Origin of the sequence: Burkholderia sp. BCC1998 (assembly GCF_905339875.1) — a bacterium.
Lineage (GTDB): Bacteria > Pseudomonadota > Gammaproteobacteria > Burkholderiales > Burkholderiaceae > Burkholderia.
In genome coordinates this window covers 164,624-188,954 of the sequence record NZ_CAJPHE010000004.1, presented here as the reverse complement: position 1 = coordinate 188,954, position 24,331 = coordinate 164,624, and the positions used below count along the sequence as shown (strand labels likewise).

The following is a 24,331-nucleotide window of genomic DNA, read 5'->3' as shown; positions in this document are numbered from 1 at the left end:
GCGCGTGCCGCCGCAAGCGACATGATTCACGCCCGCCGTCACGGCCCCCGCCGGAACGGATCGTGCTCGCGCAGCTCGTCGACGTACGCGTGGATATGCTCGGTCTCGCGTTCGAGAAAGCGCGCGACCGCATCGGAGAACGCCGGGTGCGCGAGCCAGTGCGCGGAATGCGTGACGGTCGGCAGGAAGCCGCGCGCGAGCTTGTGCTCGCCTTGCGCACCGCCCTCGAACGTGTCGAGCCCGGCCTCGATGCAGAATTCGAGCAACTGATAGTAGGCCGTTTCGAAATGCAGGCAGGGCACGTGTTCGAGCGCGCCCCAGTAGCGGCCGTACAGCGTGCCGCCGCGGCCGTTCGCGCCGCGCCGGTAGACGGCGAGCGAGCTCGCGATCGGTTTGCCGTCGGCTTCGGCGATCACGAGCAGCAGGTTCTCCGGCATCGTCGCGCCGATCGCGCGGAAGAAGTCGAGATTCAGGTACGGGCTCGAATAGTGCTCGCGATAGGTCTGCCGGTAGCAGCGCGAGAAGAAGCGCCAGTCGGCGTCGGTGATCTGCTCGCCGGCGAGCCGCCGGAACGTGACGCCGGCATCGCGCACCTTGCGACGTTCCGCGCGGATGTTCTTGCGCTTCTTCTGCTCGAGCGTGCCGAGGAAGTCGTCGAAGTCGCGGTAGCCGTCGTTGAGCCAGTGGAACTGCACGCCTTCGCGCAACATCATCCCCATCGACTCGAGCAGCCGCGCCTCGTCGCCGGTCGGGAACAGCACGTGCAGCGACGACACGTCGCTTTGCTCGGCGAACGCGAGCAGCGTGGCCGCGAGCCGGCGGCGCGCGTCGTCGTCGGCCGCGAGCAGGCGCGTGCCCTGCACGGGCGTGAACGGCACCCCGCACAGCAGCTTCGGATAGTAGGACAGCCCGTTGCGCTGGTACGCGTCGGCCCACGCCCAGTCGAACACGTATTCGCCGTACGAATGCTGTTTCGCGTAGACGGGCGCGGCCGCCGCGAGCCGGCCGGTGCGCGCGTCGGTCAGCGTGACGAAGTGCGGCGACCAGCCGGTGTCGTCGACCGCGCAGCGCGCGACGTGCAGCGCGTCGAGGAATTCGTGGCGTAGGAACGGCGTCGGCTGCGCGTCGCGCTCGAGCAGCGCGTTCCATTCGTCGGCCGGCACCTCGGCGGGGGACGACAGGATGCCCGTGCGATAATCGATGCGTTCGTGTTTCAAGCGTGAATCCGTACAGTTGGATGCCGCCGGATGCGTGCCGCAGTGGCCCGCTTCCGAGGCGTTTTCGTCAGCCGTTCAGGGCGCGCCGCCGGGCTGCGCCGATCCCGTCATGAAGACCCGACTCGCTCTCGCCCAGATCAACGTCACCGTCGGCGATTTCGCCGGCAACGTCGCGCGGATCATTGCCGCCGCCCGCGCCGCGCACAACGATGGTGCGCGCCTGATGATCGCGCCCGAACTCGCGCTGTCCGGCTATCCGCCGGAAGACCTGCTGCTGCGGCCCGCGTTCTACACGGCGGCGGCCGCCGCGCTCGACGCGCTCGCCGATGCGCTGCGTGCGTTCGACGGGCTCGCGGTGCTGGTCGGCCATCCGTTGCGCAGCGCGGGCGGCGATCCGTCGGGGGGCGCTCCGCACGCGCCAGCCGTCGATGGTAATGCAAACCGCCCGATCGAGCGCGGCGTGCCGCCGGCCGACACCTACAACGCGGTGTCGCTGATCGTCGGCGGCGAGATCGTCGGCACCTACCGCAAGCAGGATCTGCCGAACGCCGACGTGTTCGACGAGAAGCGCTACTTCGCGACCGACACCGAGCCGCTCGTGTTCGAGCTCGACGGCGTCAGATACGGCGTGATCATCTGCGAGGACGCATGGCATGCGTCGGCCGCGCAGATCGCGAAGGCCGCCGGCGCGCAGGTGCTGCTGATCCCGAACGGTTCGCCGTACCACATGAACAAGGAAGCGCTGCGCATCGACATCCTGCGCGCGCGGATCCGCGAAACCGGGCTGCCGATGGTGTACGTGAACCTCGTCGGCGGCCAGGACGAGCTCGTGTTCGACGGTGGCTCGTTCGTGCTCGACGGCGAGGGCGCGCTCGTCGCGAAGATGCCGCAGTTCGACGAAGGGCACGCGATCGTCGAGTTCGACGGCGCGCGCCCGCTGCCGGGTGCGATCGCGCCCGAGCTGCCGGTCGACGCGCAGGTCTATCGCGCGCTCGTGACCGGCGTGCGCGACTACATCGGCAAGAACGGTTTCCCCGGCGTGCTGATCGGGCTGTCGGGCGGCGTCGATTCGGCGCTGGTGCTCGCGGTCGCCTGCGACGCGCTCGGGCCCGAGCGCGTGCGCGCGGTGATGATGCCGTCGCGCTACACGGCCGACATCTCGACCACCGACGCGGCGGAGATGGCGCGGCGCGTCGGCGTGCGCTATGACGAGATCGCGATCGCGCCGATGTTCGACGCGTTCCGCGCGACGCTCGCGGGCGAATTCGCGGGCCGCGCGGAGGACGCGACGGAAGAGAACATCCAGGCGCGCATCCGCGGCACGCTGCTGATGGCGCTGTCGAACAAGTTCGGCTCGATCGTGCTGACGACCGGCAACAAGAGCGAGATGGCGGTCGGCTACTGCACGCTGTACGGCGACATGGCCGGCGGCTTCGCGGTGATCAAGGACATCGCGAAGACGCTGGTCTACCGGCTGTGCCGCTATCGCAACGACACGGCAGACTACGGGCTGCGCGACGTGATCCCCGAGCGGATCCTGACGCGCGCGCCGTCGGCCGAGCTGCGCGAGAACCAGACGGACCAGGACAGCCTGCCGCCGTACGACGTGCTCGACGCGATCATGCGGATGTACATGGAGGAGGACCGGCCGCTCGCGGAGATCGTCGCGGCCGGCTATGCGGAGGCCGACGTCGCGCGCGTGACGCGGCTCATCAAGATCAACGAATACAAGCGCCGCCAGGCGCCGATCGGCATTCGCGTCACGCATCGCGCGTTCGGACGCGACTGGCGCTATCCGATCACGTCACGCTTTACCGAACGTCTCGACTGAGCCGTGCCGCGCCGTGCGCGGCCGGCCGGCTTACGGCTTACACTTACGGCTTAAAATCGGGATTGCGATTTTTCATCCAAACGAGCATTGAGGGACAACCATCATGAAACGCATCACCGCCATCATCAAGCCGTTCAAGCTGGACGAAGTCCGCGAAGCGCTCGCCGAAGTGGGCCTCACCGGCCTGACCGTGACGGAAGTGAAGGGCTTCGGCCGCCAGAAGGGGCACACCGAGCTGTATCGCGGCGCCGAATACGTGGTCGACTTCCTGCCGAAGATGAAGATCGAGGTGGTCGTCGCGGAAGCGCAGGTCGACCAGGTGATCGACGCGGTGATCGGCGCGGCGCGCACGGGCAAGATCGGCGACGGCAAGATCTTCGTGTCGGACGTCGAGCGCGTGATCCGCATCCGCACCGGCGAAGAGAACGAAGCGGCGGTCTGAGCGCCGCATCCGGCCCGTTCGGCAGAGCGGGCAGAGCGGGCCGCGGATCGCACGATCCCGGGCCGCCAATAAAAAACGGTGCGGATACCCGGGAGGGTACCGCACCGATACGCGCCTCTCGCAGCAGCGTGGAAAGTGTTGTCGAATCGTTCTCTGGACGGCGCCTGATCAGAACAGGTGCTGGATGCCGGCGTAGACGCCGGTCTGGCTGCCGCCCGGATGCGGGTTGCCCGTCGACACGGCGGTGCCTGCACCGTTCGCGTTCAGGCCGAAGTTGGCCGTCGAGCTGTTGCGCACCGTCGCGACCTGCACGTCGAACAGCGTGCGCTTCGAGATGTTGTACGAACCGCCGACCGTGTAGATGTTCGCGTTGCCGCCGCCGTGGTTGGCGTTCACGTGGTACACGGCCGCGATCAGCGCTGCCGCCGGCGTGGCCTGCCACGTCACGCCGCCCCAGACCTGCTGGGTGCCGGTGATGCCGTTGTTGACGGCCGGGCCGCCGCTGCCGTCCGCGTGCGACGACTGGTAAGCCGCCTGCAGCTTGAACTGGCCGAGGAACACGTTCAGGCCCGCGAAGTATTCACGCGAGTAGTTGAACACGTCCGAGAAGCGGCCGTTGCTGTCGCGCGTTTCGTCGTAGATGCCGCGCAACTGGAACAGCGAGTTCGTGTACGTGACCTGTGCGCCGGCTGCACGACCAGGCTGGCCGGCCGTCGTGTTGCCGTTGAAGCTGGTCGAGTTCGAGAACGCGAACTGGCCGTAGAAGTCGAGGCCGTAGAACTGCGGCGACTGGTACGACACGTTGTTGCTGGTCTTGTTCCAGTTGCGGCCGCGCACGAGCGATGCCGACGACCAGCTCGACTGGCCCAGCGGATCGAAGTCCCACACGCCGTTCGCGATCGCGAGTTCGCGACCCAGCAGCAGCGTACCGTAGCGGTCGTTGGAGATGCCGACGGTCGCGAAACGATCCCAGATCGAGCCGCTCGTGCCGAGGCCGCCGTTCATCGTGTTGAACGCGCCTTCGAGGTGGAACAGGACCTTGTTGCCGCCGCCGATGTCCTCGCTGCCCTTCAAGCCCCACAGGCTCGTGCCCCAGTCGCCGCTTTCCGCGCGCACTTGGTGGCCGTTCTGCAGGCCGTTCAGGTACTCGAGGCCGGCATCCAGGCGACCATACAGCGTGACGCTGCTCTGCGCGTGCGCCGTAACCACCCCAGCAGCCATCAGCGCGGCCGCGACCAAAGCTTTCTTCATCATCTCCTCCATACCCTGTCAAAAAGTCAACCCAGACTGCACGAGATGCCCGGAGCAGCGAGCGCCGGGCAAAAGCGAAAAGCGGGATAACCAGGGAGACCTCGTGCAGGGCCGGTAAGCGCGGCACGCGGGCAAGCGGACGGAAAACCGTTGAGCGGTCCCGCGCGGCCGGGTCGGCTTGCGGGGTCTCCTTGTTGTGTCGTGAAGCTAAACTACATTTCACGAACTTCGTTTTGCTACTTTGGTTACTAATTTAGCAAAAATACAATTTTGTGGCGATGGAAATCGTTGTTTGACTAACACGTGTCGCCAATTTGCCATGCAACACAGTGCGCAGCGGGTGCCCAAGGGGCCTTCGACTCCCGGAAAACCCTTGTGAGACAAGGGAGACACGGATTCGGCGCCGGTGGGTCAAGGATTGTCACTATTGACGTTGCCGGGGCGCGAGCGTAAGCGCAGGACGCGCGGAATTGGTAAGTATTTCGTAATGAATTGGCGGTGGTCCGCCGCCGCCCGGGCGCCGGAAACGCTGGTGCGGCGGGCGCGCCGCGCGCCGCACCGGAGCGGCGAACTCAACCGCCCGCCGGCCGGATGTCTAGCAGTTGCGCGCGCAGCCACCGGTGCGCGTCGGTGCGCGCATGCTTCGCGTGCGAGTAGACCTTCACCGTGTAGCGCGGGATCTCGAACGGCGCGGGGAAGATGCGGATCGGCGCCGCGTGGCGCAGCGCCTGTGCGGCACGGTTCGGCACCGTCATCAGGAGTGCCGATTCCGCGATCACGAACGGTGCGGCCAGCACGCTCGGCAACTGCACGGCGACCTGCCGCGCGAGACCGAGCCGGTCGAGCACGTAGTCGACGACGCCGCGCGACTCGTTCCACGGCGTGACGACGACGTGGCGTGCCGCGAGGTACTGGTCGAGCGTCAGCCGGCGGCGGATGTCCGGATGCGTGGCGCTCGCGATCACCACGTAGTCGTCCGAGAACCAGTCGAAATCCTCGATGCCCGGCGCGTCGGCGGCCGACTCCTCGTGATAGCCGAGCGCGAAGTCGATGCGGCCGGCCGCGAGTTCGTCGATCGAGATCTTCCGGTCGGAGTGGACGACGCGGATCCGCAGCCGCGGCGCGACCTGCTCGATACGCGCGAGCAACGCCGGCAGCACCGCGAACGCCGTGTAGTCGCTCGCGGCGAACACGAACGTGCGGTCGCTTTGCGCGGGATCGAAGCGGCGTGCGCGGGCGAGCCCCTTCGACATCGTGTCGAGCGCGTCGCCGGCCCAGGTGGCGATGTCGTCGGCACGCACGGTCGGCTGCATCTCGTTGCCGAGGCGCACGAACAACGCATCGCCGATCGCTTCGCGCAGCCGGGCGAGCGCGTGGCTGAGCGCGGACGGGCTCATCGCCAGCTCGTGCGCGGCCGCGGCGACCGAGCGGTGGCGGTACAGCGCGTCGAACGCGAGCAGCAGGTTCAGGTCGAGACGGCGCAGCTCTGGATGCATCATGTTCATGTCAGGATGAAGAAACTGCACTTCCTGCAGTTGTCTCGTGAACGTAGCATGTCGATCCGGGCGGCGTCACGCGCGATTGCGCGAGCGAGCGCCGCCGCATTCCGTTTTCAGTCCGGGCCGAAGGAGGGCTCCCCACCGTGCAAATCGACATCCGTTCGGCCACCGTCGCCGACGTGCCGCAGATCCTGCGTTTCATCACCGAGCTGGCCATCTACGAGAAGGCGGAGCATGAAGTGGTCGCGACGCCTGCATCGCTCGAGCGCAGCCTGTTCGGCGAAGGTTCACCCGCGCGTGCGCTGATCTGCGAGGTCGACGGCGAGCCGGCCGGCTTCGCCGTGTATTTCTTCTCGTATTCGACGTGGCTCGGCCGCCAGGGCCTGTATCTCGAGGATCTGTACGTGTCGCCGCGCTTTCGCGGCGCGGGCGCCGGGCTGCGGCTGCTGAAGGCGCTCGCGCGCGTCGCGGTCGATACCGGCTGCGGGCGTTTCGAATGGAGCGTGCTCGACTGGAACGAGCCGGCGATCCGCTTCTACGAAAGCGTCGGCGCCGCGCCGCAGAGTGAATGGGTGCGCTACCGGCTCGCGGGCGACGCGTTGCGCGCGTTCGCCGACGGCGCGCCGGTGGACGCCGCGTAAACGCAAGACGGGCGCCGCATGGCGCCCGTTCGTGCAGTGCGGCGCGGAGGAGCGCGCGTTACTTGAGGCTGCCCGACAGGAACCCGCGCAGGCGTTCGCTCTTCGGGTTCGCGAACACCTCGGACGGCACGCCTTCTTCCTCGACGCGCCCCTGGTGCAGGAACATCACGTGGTTCGACACGTTGCGCGCGAAGCCCATCTCGTGCGTGACGACGATCATCGTGCGGCCTTCCTCGGCCAGCTTCTGCATCACCTTCAGCACTTCGCCGACCAGTTCCGGGTCGAGCGCCGACGTCGGCTCGTCGAACAGCATCACGTCCGGATGCATCGCCAGCGCCCGCGCGATCGCGACACGTTGCTGCTGGCCGCCCGACAGGTGCGACGGATACTGCTTCTCGACGCGCGGCGCGAGACCGACCTTCTCGAGGTACTCGCGCGCGCGGTCTTCGGCTTCCTTCTTCGGGATGCCGAGCACGTTGACGGGCGCTTCCATCACGTTCTCGATCACGTTCATGTGCGACCAGAGATTGAAGTGCTGGAACACCATCGACAGCTTGGTGCGCACGCGCTGCAGCTGCTTCGAATCCGCGGCGCGCAGCGCGCCCGTCTTGTCGAGCGCGGTGCGCACTTCCTCGCCGTCGACGAAGATGCGGCCGGAGTTGGGCTGTTCGAGGAAGTTGATGCAGCGGAGCATCGTGCTCTTGCCGGAACCGGACGAGCCGATCACGCTGATCACGTCGCCCGAGTTCGCCTTCAGCGATACGCCCTTGAGCACCTCGTTGTCGCCGTACCGCTTGTGCAGATCGTCGACGAAAAGCTTCTGAGTCTGGGAATTCATGAATAGTCCTGCGGAAACTTACTTGCCTTGCGGGCGCAGATACGCGAGCCAGCGACGCTCGGCCTGGCGGAACAGCCACACGAGCGCGAACGAGATCACGAGATAGAGCAGGGCGGCGATGCCGAACGCGTGGAACGACATGTAGGTCGCCGAGTTCACGTCGCGCGCGATCTTCAGGATGTCCGGCACGGTCGCGGTGAACGCGACGGTGGTCGCGTGCAGCATCAGGATCACTTCGTTGCTGTAGAGCGGCAGCGCGCGGCGCAGCGCGGACGGCAGGATCACGCGGCGATACATCGTGAAGGTGGACATCCCGTACGCGCGCGCGGCCTCGATCTCGCCGTACGACGTCGCCTTGATCGCGCCCGCGAAGATCTCGGTGGTGTACGCGCAGGTGTTCAGCGTGAACGCGAGCAGCGTGCAGTGCATGCCGTCGCGGAAGAACGCGTCGAGCAGCGGCGTGCCGCGCACGACCTGCAGGCTGTAGAGGCCGGTGTAGCAGAGCAGCAGCTGCACGTAGAGCGGCGTGCCGCGGAACACGTACGTATAGAGCCACACGGCGCTCGACAGCCACTTCCTCTTCGACACGCGGGCCACCGCGAGCGGCACCGACAGGCAGAAGCCGAGGCCGATCGACACGACCAGCAGCCACAGCGTGATCGCGACGCCGGTGATCCGGAAGCCGTCGGTGTAGAGGTAGTTGCGCCAGTATTCTTGGATGAGTTCGATCATAGGTCAGCCTTGCGGACACCGGTCGAGTAGCGCTTTTCGAGCCACATCAGCACGAAGTTCGAGATCGTCGTGATGGCGAGGTAGACCGCACCGGCGATCAGCGTGAAGAAGAAGAACCGCAGCGTGCCCTTGCCGGCGTCCTGCGACGCCTTCACGACGTCCGCGAGGCCGATGATCGACACCAGCGCGGTCGACTTCACGAGCACCTGCCAGTTGTTGCCGATGCCGGGCAGCGCGAAGCGCATCATCTGCGGGAACATGATCCGCGTGAACACCTGCCAGTTGGTCATCCCGTACGCGCTGCCGGCCTCGAGCTGGCCGCGCGGCACCGACAGGAACGCACCGCGGAACGTCTCGGTGAAGTACGCGCCGTAGATGAAGCCGAGCACGAGCACGCCGGCGAGGAACGGGTCGATGTCGATCTGGTCCCAGCCGAGCGCGTCGGTCGCCATGTTCAGCCAGATCTGCAGGCTGTAGAACAGCAGCAGCATCAGCACGAGGTCGGGCACGCCGCGGATCAGCGTCGTGTAGACGGTGCCGGCGCCGTTCGTGAAGCGGTTGCGCGACAGCTTCGCGCCCGCGCCGAGCAGGCCCAGCAGGAACGACAGCGCGAGCGAAAGCACCGCCAGCTTGACGGTTTGCCAGGTGCCGGCGAGGATCAGCGGGCCGTAGCCTTGTAGAAACATATGTGGTCCCTGGTGTGGTCCCGGACGGCGCACGCGGTGCGCCGCGAAAGACGCGCCCGCCGAGCTGCGCGGAACGCCCCGTACGTATCATGACCGTCCGCCCCGGCAACGGTGCCGGGCCAGCCCGTCGCGCGAGCGGCGGGCGAGGGGGCGGGCGGCGCGTGGTTGACTGCCTGTCGTGCCGGACGCGGGGCCGCCCCCGCATCCGCTTCCCGGTATTGTCGGCGCTCAGCGCGCCGAGTAGACGCTGAACGAGAAATACTTGTGCGACAGCCGGTCGTACGTGCCGTCCTTGTGCATGTCGGCCAGCGCCTTGTTGATCTTGAGCTTCAGGTCCGTGTCGTCCTTGCGCAGGCCGATCGCGGTGCCGTCGCCGATCGTCTTCGGATCCTTCACCTCCGGGCCGGCGAACGCGAAGCCCTTGCCGCGCGGCGTGCGCAGGAAGCCGTAGTCGGCCTGCAGTTCATCCTGCAGCGTCGCGTCGAGGCGGCCCGAGCCGAGATCGGCATAGACCTGGTCCTGGTTCTGGTAAGGAACGATCGTCACGCCCTGCGGTTCCCAGTACGCCTTCGCGTAGGATTCCTGCGTCGAGCCCTGTTCGACGCCGACGTGCTTGCCCTTGAGCGACGCGACCGTCGGCAGCAGCGGCGAGCCGGCCTTCGCGATCATCCGCGCGGGCGCGTCGTACACCTTGTCGGAGAAGTCGATCTGCTCGCGACGCTTGTCCGTGACGGTCAGCGACGACACGATGACGTCGTACTTCTTCGCCTTCAGTGCGGGGATGATCCCGTCGAGATCCTGCGCGACCCACACGCACTTCACGTTGATCCGCTTGCAGATTTCCTTGGTGAGATCGACGTCGAAACCGACGATCTCGCCGCTCGGCGCGGTCGACTCGAACGGCGGGTAGCTGGCATCGACACCGATCCGCACGGTCTTCCACTCTTTCGCGAAGGCGCTGCCCGCCACGAGGGCGAGGGCGGCGCACAGGGCGGCCTTCTTCATTTCCATCCTTTTGTCGCTCACTTCCGGGGAGGCGCTCGCGGCCGGTCGGGCCGGGCGCCGCGGCGTATTCTAGACGGCCAAAATTCGTGTTTCGGCGCGCAGGCAACGGCGCTCGCCGGACGGGCGAACGCCAAAAGGGCGGTATTTTACCCGAACGCGATACCCGGAAAACGGCAATCCGGCGCGACCGATCGATTCTTCGATTCGGGCGTTGCGGCAATCGCGGTATTCGCGACGGGCATCACGCCGATTGGGTTCGCGGGTGCAACGATGCGGTGCGCGGGCGGCGGATTGTGGCGCGCCCGGCACGCCCCTACAGTGCAGGTAAACCCGAAGAAAGAATATCTGCCTGCCGGAGTGCCCGCCCCATGTTCCAGATCCGTCGCGCCGCCGAGCGCTGCCACACGCGCCAAGGCTGGCTCGAATCGAGCCACAGCTTTGCGCTCGCCGGCGACGCCGGGGCCGGGCATCCGCCGTTCGGCGCGCTGCGCGCGCTGAGCGAGGACCGGATCGCGCCGACGCGCGGCTTCGGGATGCAGCCGCGCCGCGACCTCGAAATCGTCACCTGCGTGCTCGACGGCGCGCTCGCGCATCGCGACAGCCTCGGCAACGGCGCCATCGTGCGGGCCGGCGGCGTCCAGCGGATGAGCGCCGGCACGGGGCTGATGCACAGCGAAACCAATGCGTCGCGCGACCGGGTGCTGCATCTGCTGCAGATCTGGCTGCAGCCGGCGGAGCGGGGCGGACGGCCCGGCTACGCGGAGCGGCATTTCGCCGACGACGAGAAGCGCGGCCGCCTGCGGCTCGTCGCGTCGCCGGACGGCGACGACGGTGCGCTGTCGATCCGTGCGGATGCGCGGATCTTCGCGGGGCTGATCGATGGCGACGAGGCGGCGGCATTCGCCGTGCCGGCCGGGCGCAACACCTATGTGCACGTGGTGCGCGGCGACGTGGAGGTCAACGGCCACGCGCTGGCCGCGGGCGACGGCGCGCGGATCGCCGGGGTAGAAGCGGTCGCGTTCGCACGCGGCCGGGCGGCCGAGGTGCTGCTGTTCGACGTCGCCTGAAATGAAACGGGGCACGCGGGCCGGGTGCCCGCGTCCCCCGCGATGCCGCCCGGGGAGGCGGCCCGCCGGCTTACTGCGCCGGTGCCGACGCGCCCTTGGCCGCGCGGTGCTGCTCCCAGCGTTCCTTCATCTTCTCGTGACGCTGCTCCATCCGCGCGAACTGCTGCTTCAGCGCGGTGCTGACCGTCGTCTTCTGCTGGTCGTTCAGCCCGTTGTAGAACGCGAGCCAGGCGGCCGAGCTCTGCTCGCGCAGCTGCGCGTTCTGCTGCTCGGCCTGCTGGCGGGCGGCGTGCATCGCGTTCAGGTCGAGGATCGGCTGGTTCTGCTGCGCCTTGAACTGCTCGCGCATCTGCTCGTGGCTCTTGCGCATCGCTTCATGGTTCTGCTTCATCGTGTTGACGGCCGTCTGCCACTGCTGTTCCTGCGACGCGTTGAGCTTGAGCTGGTCGTGCAGCTTCATGATCACGCCGAATGGGCCGCCGTCATGGCCGCCGTGCATCTGGTGCATGCCGGGGCCGCCCGGCGGCGGCATGTCGTTGGGCTGCGCGGCATGCGCGGTGCCGAATGCGAGAGCGAGCACGGTGGCGGCCGCAATGGCCACGCGGGAAGTGTTCTTATACATTTCAGAAACTCCTTGTATCCAAAGGGTCCGGCGATGCGGCGCGCGGGGTGACCCGGGTGCCGCATCCGGTAAGACGCAGGTTAGCGGCGCGCGCTCCGGCGGGTGTTACGCGGGATGGCTGCCGGGTTACGGCGCATTACAGTTCCCTTGCGCCGTAACCCGCAGTAACCCTTTCGTCCCTTTGTTTCGTTCTTCGACTCTGCACTCGCGCGCTAAACTTCGAGCATGACTACCCAGATCCTCATCGTCGACGACGACCAAGAACTCCGAGACCTGCTGCGCGACTATCTCGTGCGCCAGGGGATGGAAGTGTCCGTGCTGCACGACGCGGCGACGCTCGAGAAGCGCCTCGAGCGCGAGCGGCCCGACCTGATCGTGCTGGACCTGATGATGCCGGGCGTGGACGGCCTGACCGCGCTGCGCCAGCTGCGCGCGGCCGGCGACGACATCCCCGTGATCATGCTGACCGCGCGCGCGGACGACGTCGATCGCATCGTCGGGCTCGAGCTCGGCGCGGACGACTACCTCGGCAAGCCGTTCAACCCGCGCGAGCTGCTCGCGCGCGTGCAGGCCGTGCTGCGCCGCCGCCGCGCGACGCCGTCGGCGGCGGCGCCCGAGCAGCGCGAGCCGTTCGCGTTCGGCCGTTTCGTGCTCGATTTCCAGGCGCGCACGCTGTCGGTCGACGGCAAGCCGGCGACGCTGTCGAGCAGCGAATTCGCGCTGCTGAAGATCTTCGTGAATCACGCGCTGCGCACGCTCACGCGCGAACGGCTGCTCGAGCTGCTGCACGGGCCCGAGTACGACGGCACCGACCGCGGCATCGACGTCCAGGTATGGCGCCTGCGCCGCATCCTGGAAACGGATCCGTCGACGCCGCGCTTCATCCAGACGGTCCGCGGGCGCGGCTACGTGTTCGTGCCCGACGGCGAGGCCCATGCGCAAGCCCATTGATTCGCTGTTCGGGCGGCTGGCGCTGCTGGTCGTCGGCGTGTTGCTCCTGTCGCACTTCGCGTGGTTCTTCGCGATGCGCCTCGAGCGCAACCAGATGCAGACGCGTTATGCCGTCGAGGAAGCCGCGTTCCTCGTCGACGCCGTGCGCCAGCACGTCGAGCGCACGCCCGACCAGCCGCTGCCGTCGCGGGTGCGGCTGGTGTCGCCGGACAGTCCCGATGTGCCGAAAGACGCCGATTCGAACCTGGCGGCGCCGCTCAAGCGTTTCCGCGACGACGTGAGCGAGCGGATGCCGCCCGGCACGCTGGTCGAGATCGGCGCGCCCGGCCATCCGCCGGTGCTGTGGGTCAAGGAGCCGAGCGACCGCAACTGGATCGTGGTGCCGGTGCAGCCGCTGCGCCCGCCGCGCTCGCTCGACCGGATGCTGTTGTGGCTCGGCACGATTTTCTCGGCCGGCGTGATCGCCGCGCTGTTCGCGGCCTGGCAGCTGCAGCAGCCGCTGCGCTCGCTGGCGCGCGCGGTCGCGCGCTTCGGCCGCGGCCAGCCGGTGCCGCCGTTGCGCGAGCGCGGCCCGCGCGAGCTGCGCCAGCTCACGCACGGCTTCAACCAGATGGTGGAACAGGTGTCGCAGGCCGAGAGCGACCGCGCGGTGATGCTGGCCGGCGTCGCGCACGACCTGCGCACGCCGCTCGCCCGGATGCGCCTGCGCGCGGAAATGATGGACGACGCGCGGCTGCGCGACGGCGTGGTGCGCGATGTCGACTCGATGTCGCACATCGTCGACCAGTTCCTCGTGTTCGCGCACGGCGGGGCGGACCGCAGCGAGCCCGTGCCGGTCGACCAGACCTGCGAGCGGATCGCCCGCAGCTATCGCGCGGTCGCACCGAACGCGCCGGCGGTCCAGACGCATCTGGCCGCCGACGAAGGCTTCCGCCTGCCGACCGCGACGCTCGACCGGATCCTGTCGAACCTGCTGGACAATGCGCATGCGTACGGCGCGCCGCCCGTGCTCATCGAGACGGCGCGTACGCCGGCGGGTTACGTGCTGTCGGTCAGCGACAGCGGCGGCGGGATTGCGCCGCGCGATCTGGCGGCCGCGACGCGTCCGTTCGTGCGGCTCGACCCCGCGCGCGGCGGGAACGGCCACAGCGGGCTCGGGCTGGCGATCGTCGAGCGGCTGGTGCTGCGGCTGGGCGGGGCGTGCGAGATCGGCAATCGTCCCGAGGGCGGCCTGCGCGTGGCGATGACGTTCCCGTTCGACGTGGTGCCGAAGGACGAACTTCACGCCCAGGCCGCGTAAGCGGCGCATGCGGCGCCTGCCGGGCAGGCGCCGCGCGGCATCATTCGCCGAACAGCGTGCCGAGCGTCTCGGCGGCGTTGCTGTCGATGGTGTTGTAGGTCACGCTCGTGGCCTCGAAGATATAGACGGTCGTATAGCGGCCGAGGCGCTCCAGGATCTCCTCCTGCAGCGATTCCGGCACGACGTTCATGTTCAGGTACCACGCCGTCGACGACAGCCGGGTCTGGAACGACCCGTACTCCTGCATCAGCTCGTAGAACGCATCGGCGTCCTGATCGCGGCAGACGATCACCAAGTTTCCTGCCATTCGCTTCCTCCCGCTGGTCGGTCGATCCCTGGCGGCTATGGGGCTAGCGACGCCAGGGGCTAGCCCCGATCATACCTGCTTCGCCGCAATCGTCCGCTGACATCCGCCATGGTTTGCGCCCGTGTGCGGCTGGCGGGTTCCCGGCCGGCCCGGATCACGGCATAATTCGGGGCCTGCATGCCGGCCGCACGACCGCGGCCGGGCTGCTCCGCACCGCACGCCTGCCGTTCGCCCGCGTGCCGGGCACGATCCGTGCGCCGCCCGCGCGCCGCGCCGGCCCCGCACGGTTGAACCTGAAATACAGGTTGGTGTAGTGTCGTGCCGTCGCGGCCCGACTCGCCGCGCCCGGGGGCGCAGCTTGCACGCACGGCGCCCCGCGCCGGCGTGAGATCGTGAATCAATCGAATTACCGCGTCGAATTACCGCGCCCGTGCGCTTTGCCATGAATCAACATCGTCTGCCGGCTTCGTTCGGCCTTACCGGGGAGGGCGCCTGATGGACGTCGGATTCTTCAATCCGAACCGGACCGCCAACGCGTCCGCGTGGCGCGTCCTGCCGAACCGGTGGGACTTCATCGCGTTTCCGCTGATCATCTGCCTGATCGCGATGGCGGTCGTCGGCTTTCATGAAACGATGGCGCCGATCGGGACCCTTCAGACCCAGAAGATCTCGCTCGACCCGTCGAACCTGCCCGAATACGCGTTGCGCACCACGCTGCGGATGCTCGCCGCGATGGTCGCGTCGCTCGCGTTCACGCTGGTGTACGGCACGCTCGCCGCGAAAAGCCGCCGGGCCGGCATGGTGCTGATCCCGATCCTCGACATCCTGCAGTCGGTGCCGGTGCTCGGCTTCATCTCGTTTACGGTCACGTTCTTCCTCGCGCTGTTCCCGAGCCGCGTGCTCGGCGCCGAGCTTGCGGCGATCTTCGCGATCTTCACGAGCCAGGCGTGGAACATGACGTTCAGCTTCTACCAGTCGCTGCGCACGGTGCCGCGCGACCTGGACGAAGTGTCGCGCGGCTTCCACCTGACGTCGTGGCAGCGCTTCTGGAAGCTCGAGGTGCCGTTCTCGATGCCGGGGCTGATCTGGAACATGATGATGTCGATGTCGGGCGGCTGGTTCTTCGTCGTCGCGTCGGAGGCGATCACCGTCGGCAACCAGACCATCACGCTGCCGGGCATCGGCGCGTATCTCGCGCAGGCGATCTCGGACAAGAACCTTGGCGCGATCGGCTGGGTGATCCTGACGATGACGGTCGTGATCCTCGCGTACGACCAGTTCCTGTTCCGCCCGCTGATCGCATGGGCCGACAAGTTCCGGATGGAGAACACCGCATCGGGCGATGCGCCGCAATCCTGGCTGCTCGACCTCGTGCGCCGCACGCGCCTGATTCACCAGCTGCTCGTGCCGGCCGGCTGGTTCTTCGCGAAGGCGGCGCGGATTCCGCTGCGCCTGCCGCTGTCGGGCGCAATGCGCTTCTCGCTGCCGAAGGTCGAGAAGAAGGCATCGCGCACGGTCGACATCGCATGGGCGGCGCTCTTGCTGCTCGGCACGGCCTATATCGTGTGGCGCGTCGTCAGCTTCGTGTCGACCGGCGTGACGATGGGGGAGGTCGGGCACGTCGTCGCGCTCGGGCTCATCACGCTGCTGCGCGTGGTCGTGCTGATCTCGATCGCGTCGGTGATCTGGGTGCCGATCGGCGTGTGGGTCGGGCTGCGCCCGAAGCTGGCCGAGAAGCTGCAGCCGCTCGCGCAGTTCCTTGCCGCGTTCCCGGCGAACCTGCTGTTCCCGGTGTTCGTGATCGTGATCGCGCGCTTCCACCTGAACCCCGACATCTGGCTGTCGCCGCTGATCGTGCTCGGCACGCAGTGGTATATCCTGTTCAACGTGATCGCGGGCGCCACGTCCTATCCGAACGACTATCGCGAAGCCGCGACGAACTTCCGGATCCGCGGCTGGCAGTGGTGGCGCCAGGCGATCCTGCCCGGCATCTTCCCGTACTACGTGACCGGCGCGATCACCGCCTCGGGCGGCGCATGGAACGCGAGCATCGTGTCGGAAGCGGTGCAGTGGGGCTCGACCAAGATCGAGGCGCACGGCCTCGGCGCGTATATCGCGCAGACCACCGCCGCCGGCGACTTTCCGAAGATCATCCTGGGCATCGCCGTGATGTCCCTGTTCGTCACCCTGTTCAACCGCCTGCTGTGGCGCCCGCTGTATGCCTTCGCCGAAGCGAAGCTGCGGCTCGACTGAGACCGATTGAGAGCGAAACGCGATGCACAATCCGAATGCTGTAAACGCCCCCGTCCAGACGTCCCAGCCGCCGCGCCTCGGTGAGGAAATCCTGCGCGTCGATCATGTCTGCCGCGGCTTCAACAAGACGCAGGGCGAGTTGCTCGTGCTCGACGACGCGAACCTGTCGCTGCGCGAAGGCGAGATCGTCGGGCTGCTCGGCCGTTCGGGCTCGGGCAAGTCCACGCTGCTGCGGATCATCGCCGGGCTGATCGAGCCGACCGGCGGTGACGTGACCTATCTCGGCAAGCCGCTGCGCGGCCCGGCCGAAGGCGTCGCGATGGTGTTCCAGACCTTCGCGCTGTTTCCGTGGCTGACCGTGCTGCAGAACGTGGAGGCCGGGCTTGAGGCGCTCGGCGTCGGCGCGCGCGAGCGGCGCGAACGCGCGCTCGCCGCGATCGACCTGATCGGTCTCGACGGCTTCGAGAACGCGTATCCGCGCGAACTGTCGGGCGGCATGCGCCAGCGCGTGGGCTTCGCGCGCGCGCTCGTGGTCGACCCGACGATCCTGCTGATGGACGAGCCGTTCTCGGCACTCGACGTGCTGACCGCCGAGACGCTGCGTACCGACCTGCTCGACCTGTGGACGCAAGGTCGCATGCCGATCAAGTCGGTGCTGATCGTCACGCACAACATCGAGGAAGCGGTGTTCATGTGCGACCGGATTCTGGTGCTGTCGTCGAACCCGGGCCGCGTGATCGCCGAGATCAAGGTGCCGTTCAAGCATCCGCGCAACCGGCTGGATCCGGCCTTCCGCAAGCTGGTCGACGACATCTACGCGAAGATGACGGCCCGCCAGACCGGCGAGGCGACGAAGAAGGGGCTCGAGCTCGGCAGCTGGCTGCCGCAGGTGTCGACCAACCTGATGGCCGGCCTGATCGAGACGCTCGCGATGGCGCCGTACCACGGCCGTGCCGACATGCCGGAAATCGCGCGCACGCTGCATCTGGAGGTCGACGACCTGTTCCCGATCGCCGAAGTGCTGCAGTACCTCGGCTTCGCCGACGTGCGCGAAGGCGACGTGTTCCTGACGCCGCCGGGGCGTGTGTTCGCGGAATTCGGCACGCAGGAACGCAAGCTGATGTTCGCGGATCACCTGCTGAAGCACGTGCCGCTCGCCGCGCGGATCAAGAAGGTGCTGAACGAGCGCCCGGGCCATCGTGCGCCGCGTGTGCGTTTCGAGCAGGAGCTGGAGGATTTCCTGTCGGACGGCGCGGCGGAGGAAACGCTCGACGCGGTGATCGACTGGGGTCGTTACGGCGAGATCTTCTCGTACAACGACCAGACCGAAATCTTCAGTCTCGAGGACGTCGAGTCCTGAGCCGCCGAGCCGGGCCATCTGGCCCGGCATCCGCACGCACGGCGCCTGCCAGGCGCCGCGCATCGCATCGTTACTGCAGGTTACCCCACCGATCGACCGCCGGTTCGGCCGACGCCCACTTCCAGTGCGTGCCTTGCTGGCACGCATTCGCGAAATACCAGGCGGCCTTGTCGCCGTCCTTCACCGAGAACGCGAATTCCTTGCACAGCGCAAGCGCCGTCGAGTACGCGCGCGTGACGCGCACCTCGCCTTCGCCGTTTTCGAGCGGCAGCGTGTTCTTCACGTTCCACGGCTTCACTTCGCCGACGGCCAGGCTGCCGGCCGCCTTCGCGATCGCGTCCTGCTGGTTCTGATGGAGCTGTTTCATCGTGCGGTTGACGGCCTCGTCGGTCGCCGCCTGCACGGCGATCCCGACACCGACGCCGACGGCCGGGTTCGCGGTGACGAGGCCCGTCGCCGCACCGGCGAGCGCGCCGCTCGCCGCGCCGACCGAGCCGCAGCCCGATAGCGCGGCGCTGGCCGCGCACAGTGCGCAGATCGCAGCGATTCGGATCGCGACGCTCATTGCAGCGCGCCCCAGCGTTCGGTCGCCGGTTCCGCCGACGCCCATTTCCACACGGGACCGTCGCGGCAGATCGTGGCGACGTAGAACGCCGATTGCGCGGCCTTGTCGGCCTTCGCCGGCGTGTCGACCGCGAACACGATTTCCTTGCAGTCGAGCGGGCCGATGCTGATCATCCGGCTGACCGTCACGCGGCCCTGTTCGTCATCCTCGATAGGAAACGAATGGTGCGTCGTCCACGGCGCGACGCCGCCGACGTCGAGCGGGCCGGCCGCCTTCGCGATCTGTTCCTGCGTGTAGCGGTGCGCGACGCGCTGCGTGTACTGGACGCCCGCACGCGCACCGGCGACGGCGCCGAGGCCGATGCCCGTCGCGACGGCGGCGTTGTTGGTGACCTTGGAGGCGATCGCGGCGCCCGCGATACCGGCGCCGGCGGTCGCGCCTTCGCTGTACAGCGAGTTGCAGCCGGACAGCAGTGCGGCCGTGGCGAGCGCGGCCAGCACGATGCGCGCCGGCGTGGCCCGGCGCGGCGGTTCGAAACCCATGTTCATCCCTGAGTGCAAGTCCTGTCTGGGTGAGCGGCGACGCATGCGCGCCCCCTTGCCGCGTCATTGTTTCGCAATGGTCATAGGAAAACTGCAAAGCTTTGACAAATGGCCGGCGGCGGGTCGCGCGCGTACGCGCGGCGCTATTGTCGGACAGATGGCGGAGCCGGGGTCGAAGCGTTACAAATTGAAGGTAATTGTTACCGTGGCATGCGAGGAAGCGACCTAGACTGTTCTGTTATGGAATGTTTCTACGACGGCTCCGAGCCGCGCGCCATATGAGACACCCAGCCATGCGCCGTTCGAAACGGTTTTCTCCCCGGCCGCCCGATGCGGGTGCCGAGCGCCCGCGTCCACAGACCGACGCGCCGGCCGGCGCGCCCGACGAGACGCCGTCCGACGGCGATCACAACCAGGGCGGCGCACGCCCGGAAGGGCTCGACTATCAACGCGACCTCGGCCAGGAGCAGGACGCTTGAGCCCGTCGCCGCCGTATTCCGCTGCCGCATTTCATTGCGCGCCTGGTTGCATCGTTCACATCTGAATCGCCGCGCGACTGCCTTCGGGCCGTCGTGTCCGCCTTGGCGCGCGCCGCGCGTCATTCAATCGAATCGAGGAGGGGAAGCCGCATGAGCAGATTGATCGTGGTATCGAACCGTGTCGCCGCCGGCGAGGACACGCGCCCGAGCGCAGGCGGTCTCGCGGTCGGCGTGATGGATGCGCTGAAGGAAACCGGCGGCGTCTGGTTCGGCTGGAACGGCGAGATCGTCGGTACGCCCGACACGCAACCGGCGATCCAGCGGGACGGCAACGTCACCTATGCGACGGTCGGGCTGACCCGGCGCGACTACGATCAGTACTACCGCGGCTTCTCGAATGCGACGCTCTGGCCGGTGTTTCACTACCGCAGCGATCTCGCGCGCTTCGACCGGCAGGAGTACGCCGGCTATCTGCGCGTGAACGCGATGCTCGCGAAGCAGCTCGCCGCGCTGCTGCGGCCCGACGACCTGATCTGGGTGCACGACTATCACCTGCTGCCGTTCGCGCATTGCCTGCGCGAGCTCGGCGTGAGGAATCCGATCGGCTTCTTCCTGCACATTCCGTTTCCGTCGCCCGACATGCTGCGCGTCGTGCCGCCGCACGACGAGCTCGTGAAGTTCATGTGCGCGTACGACATCGCGGGTTTCCAGACCGATGCCGACAAGCAGGCGTTCACCGACTACATCGAGCGGCGCGGCATCGGCGCGGCGAGCGACGACGGGATGCTGCATGCGCACGGCCGTGTCGTGAAGGTCGCCGCCTATCCGATCGGCGTGCATCCGGATGCGATCGCCGAGGCGGCCGTCCAGTATGGCTCGCGCAAGCCGGTGAAGATGCTGCGCGACGCGCTCGGGGGCCGCAAGCTCGTGATGAGCGTCGACCGGCTCGACTATTCGAAGGGGCTCGTCGAGCGCTTCCAGTCGTTCGAGCGGATGCTCGCCAACCAGCCGGGCTGGCAGGGGCGCGTGTCGCTCGTGCAGATCGCGCCGCCGACGCGCTCCGACGTGCAGACCTACCAGCGCATTCGCGAGACGCTCGAAGGCGAGGCCGGCCGGATCAACGGCCGCTTCTCGCAGCTCGACTGGACGCCGATCCAGTACCTGAACCGCAAGTACGAGCGCAATCTGCTGATGGCGTTCTTCCGGATGTCGCAGGTCGGCTACGTGACGCCGTTGCGCGACGGGATGAATCTCGTCGCGAAGGAATACGTCGCGTCGCAGGACCCGGACGATCCGGGCGTGCTCGTGCTGTCGGAGTTCGCGGGCGCGGCGGCCGAGCTGAGCGGCGCGCTGCTCGTCAATCCGTACGACCTGTCGCAGATGGCCGATGCGCTCGAGCGCGCGCTGTCGATGCCGCTCGCCGAGCGGCGGGCGCGGCACGAAGCGAACCTCGCGCGGCTGCGCGAGAACAACCTGTCGGTCTGGCGCGACACGTTCGTCGCCGACCTGCGCAGCGTCGCGGCGGCCGCGTCGGTCACGCGGCGCGCGGGCCGGCGGGCCGCGCATGTCTGAGCGGATGTCCGAGCGCGTCGAGGCGGGTGGCGCGGCGGACGATGCGGCCGCCCGCTTCTTCATCGTCACGGGCGGCCCCGGCTCCGGCAAGAGCACGTTGCTCGATGCGCTCGAGCGTACCGGTTTCGCGCGCTCGCACGAGGCCGGGCGCGGCGTGATCCGCGACCAGATGGCGATCGACGGCCCGGCGCTGCCGTGGCGCGACCGGGCCGCATTCGCCGAACTGATGCTGAACTGGGAGATGCGCTCGCACCATCTCGCGCAAGGCGCGCGCGGGCCCGTGTTCTTCGATCGCGGCGTGCCGGACGTGATCGGTTACCTGCGGCTGACGGGCCTTGCGGTGCCCGCACACGCGGAGGCCGCGGCGCGGCGCTTCCGCTATCACCGGCGCGTGTTCATCGCGCCGCCGTGGCCCGAGATCTACGCGCAGGACACCGAGCGCCGGCAGGATTTCGCGGAGGCCGTGCGCACCTACGACGCGATGGTCGACTGCTATACGGCGTATGGCTATCGGCTGATCGAGCTGCCGCGCGTGAGCGTGAAGGCGCGCGTGCGCTTCGTGATGGACGCGCTCGACGCCACGTGAGCCGTGGGCGCGGCGCGCTGCGGCGTCAGGTCGCAGCGTGAAGTCGCCGCATCAGGCCGCAGCGTCGGGGCGTGGCGACGCGATGCGCAGCATGCTGACCACCGCGGCGACCGCCGCGAACACCGTGGCGACATAAAGCGCGATCGTCGGACCGCGGTCGGGCGCCAGCCCGAAAATCAGCGCGACGAGCGCGGCACCGAGCGTCTGGCCCGTCAGGCGCGCCGTGCTCAGCATCCCGCCCGCGCCGCCGCTGCGCTCGCGCGGCGCCGACGACAGCATCGCGCGATTGTTCGGCGACTGGAACAGCCCGAAGCCTGCGCCGCACAGCGCCATCCGCCACACGATGTCGACGGTACCCGGGTGCGCGCCGATCGTCGCGAGCGACAGCAGCCCGGCCGCGAACAGCGCGAGCCCGATGCCGCCGAGGATGCCGGCCGAGTAGCGGTCCGACAGCACGCCCGCGAGCGGCGCGGCGAATACGATCACGAGCGGCCATGGCGTCATGTAGAGGCCGGTTTCGACCTGGGAGAAGCCGAGCGAATGCTGCAGCCAGAACGGCAGCGCGACGAACGCGAGCATCTGCGACGTGAACGACGCGACCGACGTGCAGATCGACAGCGCGAACATCGGGATGCGCATCAGGTCGACCGGCAGCAGCGGCGCCGGCTGCGACAGCTGGCGCTTCACGAAGAAGTAGCCGACGCCGAACGCGACGGCCAGCTCGGCGGCGACGTACGCGTGGCTTTCGCCGTGACCGAGCCCGTCGACGGCCATGATCAGCAGGCCGAACACGCACGCGTTCATCAGCGCGCTCGGGATATCGTACGGCGCGTCGTGCAGCGGGTTGGCCGGCAGCGCACGCAGGCTGCCGAACACCGCGGCGATGCCGATCGGCACATTGACCGCGAACAGCCAGGGCCACGACGCGAACGACAGGATCGCCGATGCGACCGTCGGGCCGATCGCCGACGACAGCGCGACCACCATCGCGTTGATCGACAGCCCGCGCCCGAGCATCGACGACGGGTAGATCATGCGCACCAGCGCCGCGTTGACGCTCATGATGCCGGCCGCACCGAACCCCTGGATCACGCGCATCACCGCGAGCGTCGGCAGCGATCCGGCGAGCGCGCAGCCGAGCGACGCCGCGGTGAAGAGCGCAAGCCCCGCGATGTAGATGCGGCGATAGCCGACGCGTTCGCCGAGCGACGCGAGCGGCAGCAGCGTGATCGTGACCGCGAGCTGGTACGCGTTGACGATCCAGATCGATGCGGCATCGGACGCGTGCAGGTCGCGCGCGATCGTCGGCAGCGCGACGTTCGCGATGGCGCCGTCGAGCACGGCGAGCGTGATGCCCAGTGCGACGCAGACGATCGCCCAGTAGCGTTGCGGAAGCGGCAGGCCGGTATCGGCGTTCATGGCGGGAGCGAAAGCGTGGTTGTCCGCGTGCCCGGGTGCCGGTTGCGTGCGCAACCATGCTTGCGGGTGGAGGCGGCGGTGAACGGTCCGGCCGGCCTGGCGGCGCTGGCGCGGGACCGGTCGAGTGTATCACCGGGCCGAATCGCGCGACGCCGACACCGCCGCCGGCCGGCGCGCGTTCAGCCTTCGAAATCGAGGCCGCCGAGCCGCACGAGCGGGTCGGCCTGCGTGCGCGACGCGAGGTCGATGTCGCGCGCGCCCTCCCATGCGCTCAGCTTCCTCGGCAGCGCGCTCAGGTAGTGCTCGAAGCGCACGGGCCCGTCGGGCTCCATCAACCGTTCGATCTCGTCGGTGTCCCAGGTCAGTTCGAGGTTCAGCGGATGCACGAAGCCGCTCACGTGCTCGTGCGGCGCGCTGCGGATCTGCACGCGCGTCGGTTGCCCGTGGCCGCCGTACGGGACGACGTCGGTCAGCACGTGATCGGCGAAGAAGGCGGCGATCGCCTGCGCGATGCGCGGCGCGAATTCGGTATCGAAACGGCGGGCGGTTTCGGGCTGCATGAAGGCGTCTCCAGTGTGCCGAAAATCGTAGCACGGCCGTGCCGCGTTTCGGCGTGCGTGATACCCGTAATGGCGCGTTACCACTTGCTGCATCTATTACGGCCGGGCGCGGCCACAATGCATCGCATCCAGTACCACTTCGCGTGGGAGTCCATCATGAAAAAGATTGCCGCTGTATGTGTCCTCGCCGGTTCGCTCGCCGTGGCGGGCCCGGCGTCCGCGCATGGCCGCGACGGGGGCGCCGTCATCGGCGCGCTGATCGGCGGCGCGGTGCTCGGCGCGATCGTGACGTCGGCGATGAATCCGCCCGTCGCGTATCAGGCGCCCGTGTATCAGGCACCGGCCTATCAGCCGCCGACGTACTACCAGGCACCGGCCTACCAGCAGCCGGCTTATCCGACCTACCAGCAGGCGCAATACCAGGACGACGGCCCGAGCTATTGCTACGACCGTTATCAGCGCGCGTATGTGTGCGGTGCGCCCGTGTCGGGCGGCTATGCGCAGCCGGCGGGGTGGTAAGAGGCGGGCACGCGCATGAGGCGCGGGCAGGTTCGGCGTTGCGTAGCCGGCCGCCCGGTTTCCGGTGGAGCGGACGACAAAAGGCCC

Annotated in this window: 25 protein-coding genes; 12 read left to right on the top strand and 13 right to left on the bottom strand. The window is 68.1% G+C overall.

Annotated features, from left to right (window positions below):
• Nucleotides 1-38: 38 nt before the first annotated feature.
• Nucleotides 39-1,217, bottom strand: coding sequence for a GNAT family N-acetyltransferase (locus U5A56_RS09460; RefSeq protein WP_321921982.1), 1,179 nt, complete (start codon nucleotides 1,215-1,217; stop codon nucleotides 39-41).
• 109 nt (nucleotides 1,218-1,326) lie between these two features.
• Between U5A56_RS09460 and U5A56_RS09455 the strand changes: the two genes are divergently transcribed.
• Entirely contained in the window at nucleotides 1,327-3,048 is a 1,722-nt protein-coding gene (locus U5A56_RS09455; protein WP_321921980.1) for an NAD+ synthase, read from the top strand.
• 103 nt (nucleotides 3,049-3,151) lie between these two features.
• Complete coding sequence (locus tag U5A56_RS09450; protein WP_006398637.1) at nucleotides 3,152-3,490, top strand: P-II family nitrogen regulator; 339 nt, start codon at nucleotides 3,152-3,154, stop codon at nucleotides 3,488-3,490.
• Between the two features lie 168 nt (nucleotides 3,491-3,658).
• On the opposite strand, the gene U5A56_RS09445 is transcribed toward U5A56_RS09450, so the two are convergent.
• Together U5A56_RS09445 and U5A56_RS09440 are read right to left on the bottom strand one after the other, a co-directional pair.
• Nucleotides 3,659-4,744 carry a porin gene (locus U5A56_RS09445; protein WP_043174467.1) on the bottom strand — a complete coding sequence of 362 codons (1,086 nt, stop codon included), beginning with the start codon at nucleotides 4,742-4,744 and terminating at the stop codon, nucleotides 3,659-3,661.
• Nucleotides 4,745-5,313: 569 nt separating this feature from the next.
• Nucleotides 5,314-6,240 (bottom strand): LysR family transcriptional regulator, encoded by a 927-nt coding sequence (locus U5A56_RS09440; protein WP_321921975.1) that lies wholly within the window; start codon nucleotides 6,238-6,240, stop codon nucleotides 5,314-5,316.
• A 143-nt stretch (nucleotides 6,241-6,383) separates the two neighbouring features.
• Here U5A56_RS09440 and U5A56_RS09435 point away from each other — a divergent pair, with 143 nt between their 5' ends.
• On the top strand, nucleotides 6,384-6,881 hold the full coding sequence (locus U5A56_RS09435; protein ID WP_044847740.1) for a GNAT family N-acetyltransferase: 498 nt from the start codon (nucleotides 6,384-6,386) through the stop codon (nucleotides 6,879-6,881).
• 58 nt (nucleotides 6,882-6,939) lie between these two features.
• Here U5A56_RS09435 and U5A56_RS09430 read toward each other — a convergent pair whose 3' ends face one another.
• The 4 genes from U5A56_RS09430 to U5A56_RS09415 all read right to left on the bottom strand — a co-directional run bounded on the left by U5A56_RS09430 (nucleotide 6,940) and on the right by U5A56_RS09415 (nucleotide 10,142).
• On the bottom strand, nucleotides 6,940-7,719 hold the full coding sequence (locus U5A56_RS09430; protein WP_044847741.1) for an ABC transporter ATP-binding protein: 780 nt from the start codon (nucleotides 7,717-7,719) through the stop codon (nucleotides 6,940-6,942).
• A gap of 18 nt (nucleotides 7,720-7,737) precedes the next feature.
• Complete coding sequence (locus tag U5A56_RS09425; RefSeq protein WP_044847742.1) at nucleotides 7,738-8,451, bottom strand: ABC transporter permease; 714 nt, start codon at nucleotides 8,449-8,451, stop codon at nucleotides 7,738-7,740.
• Nucleotides 8,448-9,137 (bottom strand): ABC transporter permease, encoded by a 690-nt coding sequence (locus U5A56_RS09420; protein ID WP_044847743.1) that lies wholly within the window; start codon nucleotides 9,135-9,137, stop codon nucleotides 8,448-8,450. Before U5A56_RS09420 ends, U5A56_RS09425 begins: the two co-directional genes overlap by 4 nt.
• Nucleotides 9,138-9,365: 228 nt before the next feature.
• Entirely contained in the window at nucleotides 9,366-10,142 is a 777-nt protein-coding gene (locus U5A56_RS09415; protein ID WP_044847744.1) for an ABC transporter substrate-binding protein, read from the bottom strand.
• 368 nt (nucleotides 10,143-10,510) lie between these two features.
• Between U5A56_RS09415 and U5A56_RS09410 the strand changes: the two genes are divergently transcribed.
• Nucleotides 10,511-11,209, top strand: coding sequence for a pirin family protein (locus U5A56_RS09410; protein ID WP_321922190.1), 699 nt, complete (start codon nucleotides 10,511-10,513; stop codon nucleotides 11,207-11,209).
• 70 nt (nucleotides 11,210-11,279) lie between these two features.
• Here the strand turns inward: U5A56_RS09410 and U5A56_RS09405 are convergent, their stop codons facing one another.
• Nucleotides 11,280-11,831, bottom strand: coding sequence for a Spy/CpxP family protein refolding chaperone (locus U5A56_RS09405; protein WP_044847746.1), 552 nt, complete (start codon nucleotides 11,829-11,831; stop codon nucleotides 11,280-11,282).
• Nucleotides 11,832-12,056: 225 nt separating this feature from the next.
• Between U5A56_RS09405 and U5A56_RS09400 the strand changes: the two genes are divergently transcribed.
• Together U5A56_RS09400 and U5A56_RS09395 are read left to right on the top strand one after the other, a co-directional pair.
• Nucleotides 12,057-12,782, top strand: coding sequence for a response regulator (locus tag U5A56_RS09400; RefSeq protein ID WP_006755678.1), 726 nt, complete (start codon nucleotides 12,057-12,059; stop codon nucleotides 12,780-12,782).
• Entirely contained in the window at nucleotides 12,766-14,082 is a 1,317-nt protein-coding gene (locus tag U5A56_RS09395; RefSeq protein ID WP_124488435.1) for an ATP-binding protein, read from the top strand. The genes U5A56_RS09400 and U5A56_RS09395 overlap by 17 nt, the downstream gene beginning before the upstream one ends.
• A gap of 40 nt (nucleotides 14,083-14,122) precedes the next feature.
• Here the strand turns inward: U5A56_RS09395 and U5A56_RS09390 are convergent, their stop codons facing one another.
• Nucleotides 14,123-14,389, bottom strand: coding sequence for a hypothetical protein (locus tag U5A56_RS09390; RefSeq protein ID WP_027786765.1), 267 nt, complete (start codon nucleotides 14,387-14,389; stop codon nucleotides 14,123-14,125).
• Nucleotides 14,390-14,884: 495 nt separating this feature from the next.
• Between U5A56_RS09390 and U5A56_RS09385 the strand changes: the two genes are divergently transcribed.
• Nucleotides 14,885-16,642, top strand: coding sequence for an ABC transporter permease (locus tag U5A56_RS09385; RefSeq protein ID WP_124488434.1), 1,758 nt, complete (start codon nucleotides 14,885-14,887; stop codon nucleotides 16,640-16,642).
• Nucleotides 16,643-16,664: 22 nt separating this feature from the next.
• On the top strand, nucleotides 16,665-18,002 hold the full coding sequence (locus U5A56_RS09380; RefSeq protein WP_044846385.1) for an AAA-associated domain-containing protein: 1,338 nt from the start codon (nucleotides 16,665-16,667) through the stop codon (nucleotides 18,000-18,002).
• 70 nt (nucleotides 18,003-18,072) lie between these two features.
• Here U5A56_RS09380 and U5A56_RS09375 read toward each other — a convergent pair whose 3' ends face one another.
• A complete protein-coding gene (locus U5A56_RS09375) occupies nucleotides 18,073-18,567 on the bottom strand; it encodes a hypothetical protein (RefSeq protein WP_321921971.1) in 495 nt (164 codons plus the stop codon).
• Nucleotides 18,564-19,115 carry a hypothetical protein gene (locus tag U5A56_RS09370; protein ID WP_044846387.1) on the bottom strand — a complete coding sequence of 184 codons (552 nt, stop codon included), beginning with the start codon at nucleotides 19,113-19,115 and terminating at the stop codon, nucleotides 18,564-18,566. The genes U5A56_RS09375 and U5A56_RS09370 overlap by 4 nt, the downstream gene beginning before the upstream one ends.
• A gap of 287 nt (nucleotides 19,116-19,402) precedes the next feature.
• Between U5A56_RS09370 and U5A56_RS09365 the strand changes: the two genes are divergently transcribed.
• From U5A56_RS09365 to U5A56_RS09355, 3 genes are all read left to right on the top strand, one after another.
• On the top strand, nucleotides 19,403-19,588 hold the full coding sequence (locus tag U5A56_RS09365) for a hypothetical protein (RefSeq protein ID WP_059527452.1): 186 nt from the start codon (nucleotides 19,403-19,405) through the stop codon (nucleotides 19,586-19,588).
• Between the two features lie 150 nt (nucleotides 19,589-19,738).
• Nucleotides 19,739-21,160: an alpha,alpha-trehalose-phosphate synthase (UDP-forming) gene (otsA, locus tag U5A56_RS09360; protein ID WP_321921969.1), complete on the top strand. Its 1,422-nt coding sequence runs from the start codon at nucleotides 19,739-19,741 to the stop codon at nucleotides 21,158-21,160.
• A gap of 4 nt (nucleotides 21,161-21,164) precedes the next feature.
• A complete protein-coding gene (locus U5A56_RS09355; RefSeq protein ID WP_321922188.1) occupies nucleotides 21,165-21,746 on the top strand; it encodes an AAA family ATPase in 582 nt (193 codons plus the stop codon).
• 51 nt (nucleotides 21,747-21,797) lie between these two features.
• Here the strand turns inward: U5A56_RS09355 and U5A56_RS09350 are convergent, their stop codons facing one another.
• The gene (locus U5A56_RS09350; RefSeq protein ID WP_321921967.1) at nucleotides 21,798-23,165 is read right to left on the bottom strand and encodes an MFS transporter; all 1,368 of its coding nucleotides are present in this window, start codon (nucleotides 23,163-23,165) and stop codon (nucleotides 21,798-21,800) included.
• A gap of 179 nt (nucleotides 23,166-23,344) precedes the next feature.
• Nucleotides 23,345-23,725, bottom strand: a complete 381-nt coding sequence (locus U5A56_RS09345) for a DUF5594 family protein (protein WP_257772929.1) — start codon at nucleotides 23,723-23,725, stop codon at nucleotides 23,345-23,347.
• Nucleotides 23,726-23,842: 117 nt separating this feature from the next.
• Between U5A56_RS09345 and U5A56_RS09340 the strand changes: the two genes are divergently transcribed.
• On the top strand, nucleotides 23,843-24,244 hold the full coding sequence (locus U5A56_RS09340) for a hypothetical protein (protein WP_044846393.1): 402 nt from the start codon (nucleotides 23,843-23,845) through the stop codon (nucleotides 24,242-24,244).
• Nucleotides 24,245-24,331 lie beyond the last annotated feature (87 nt).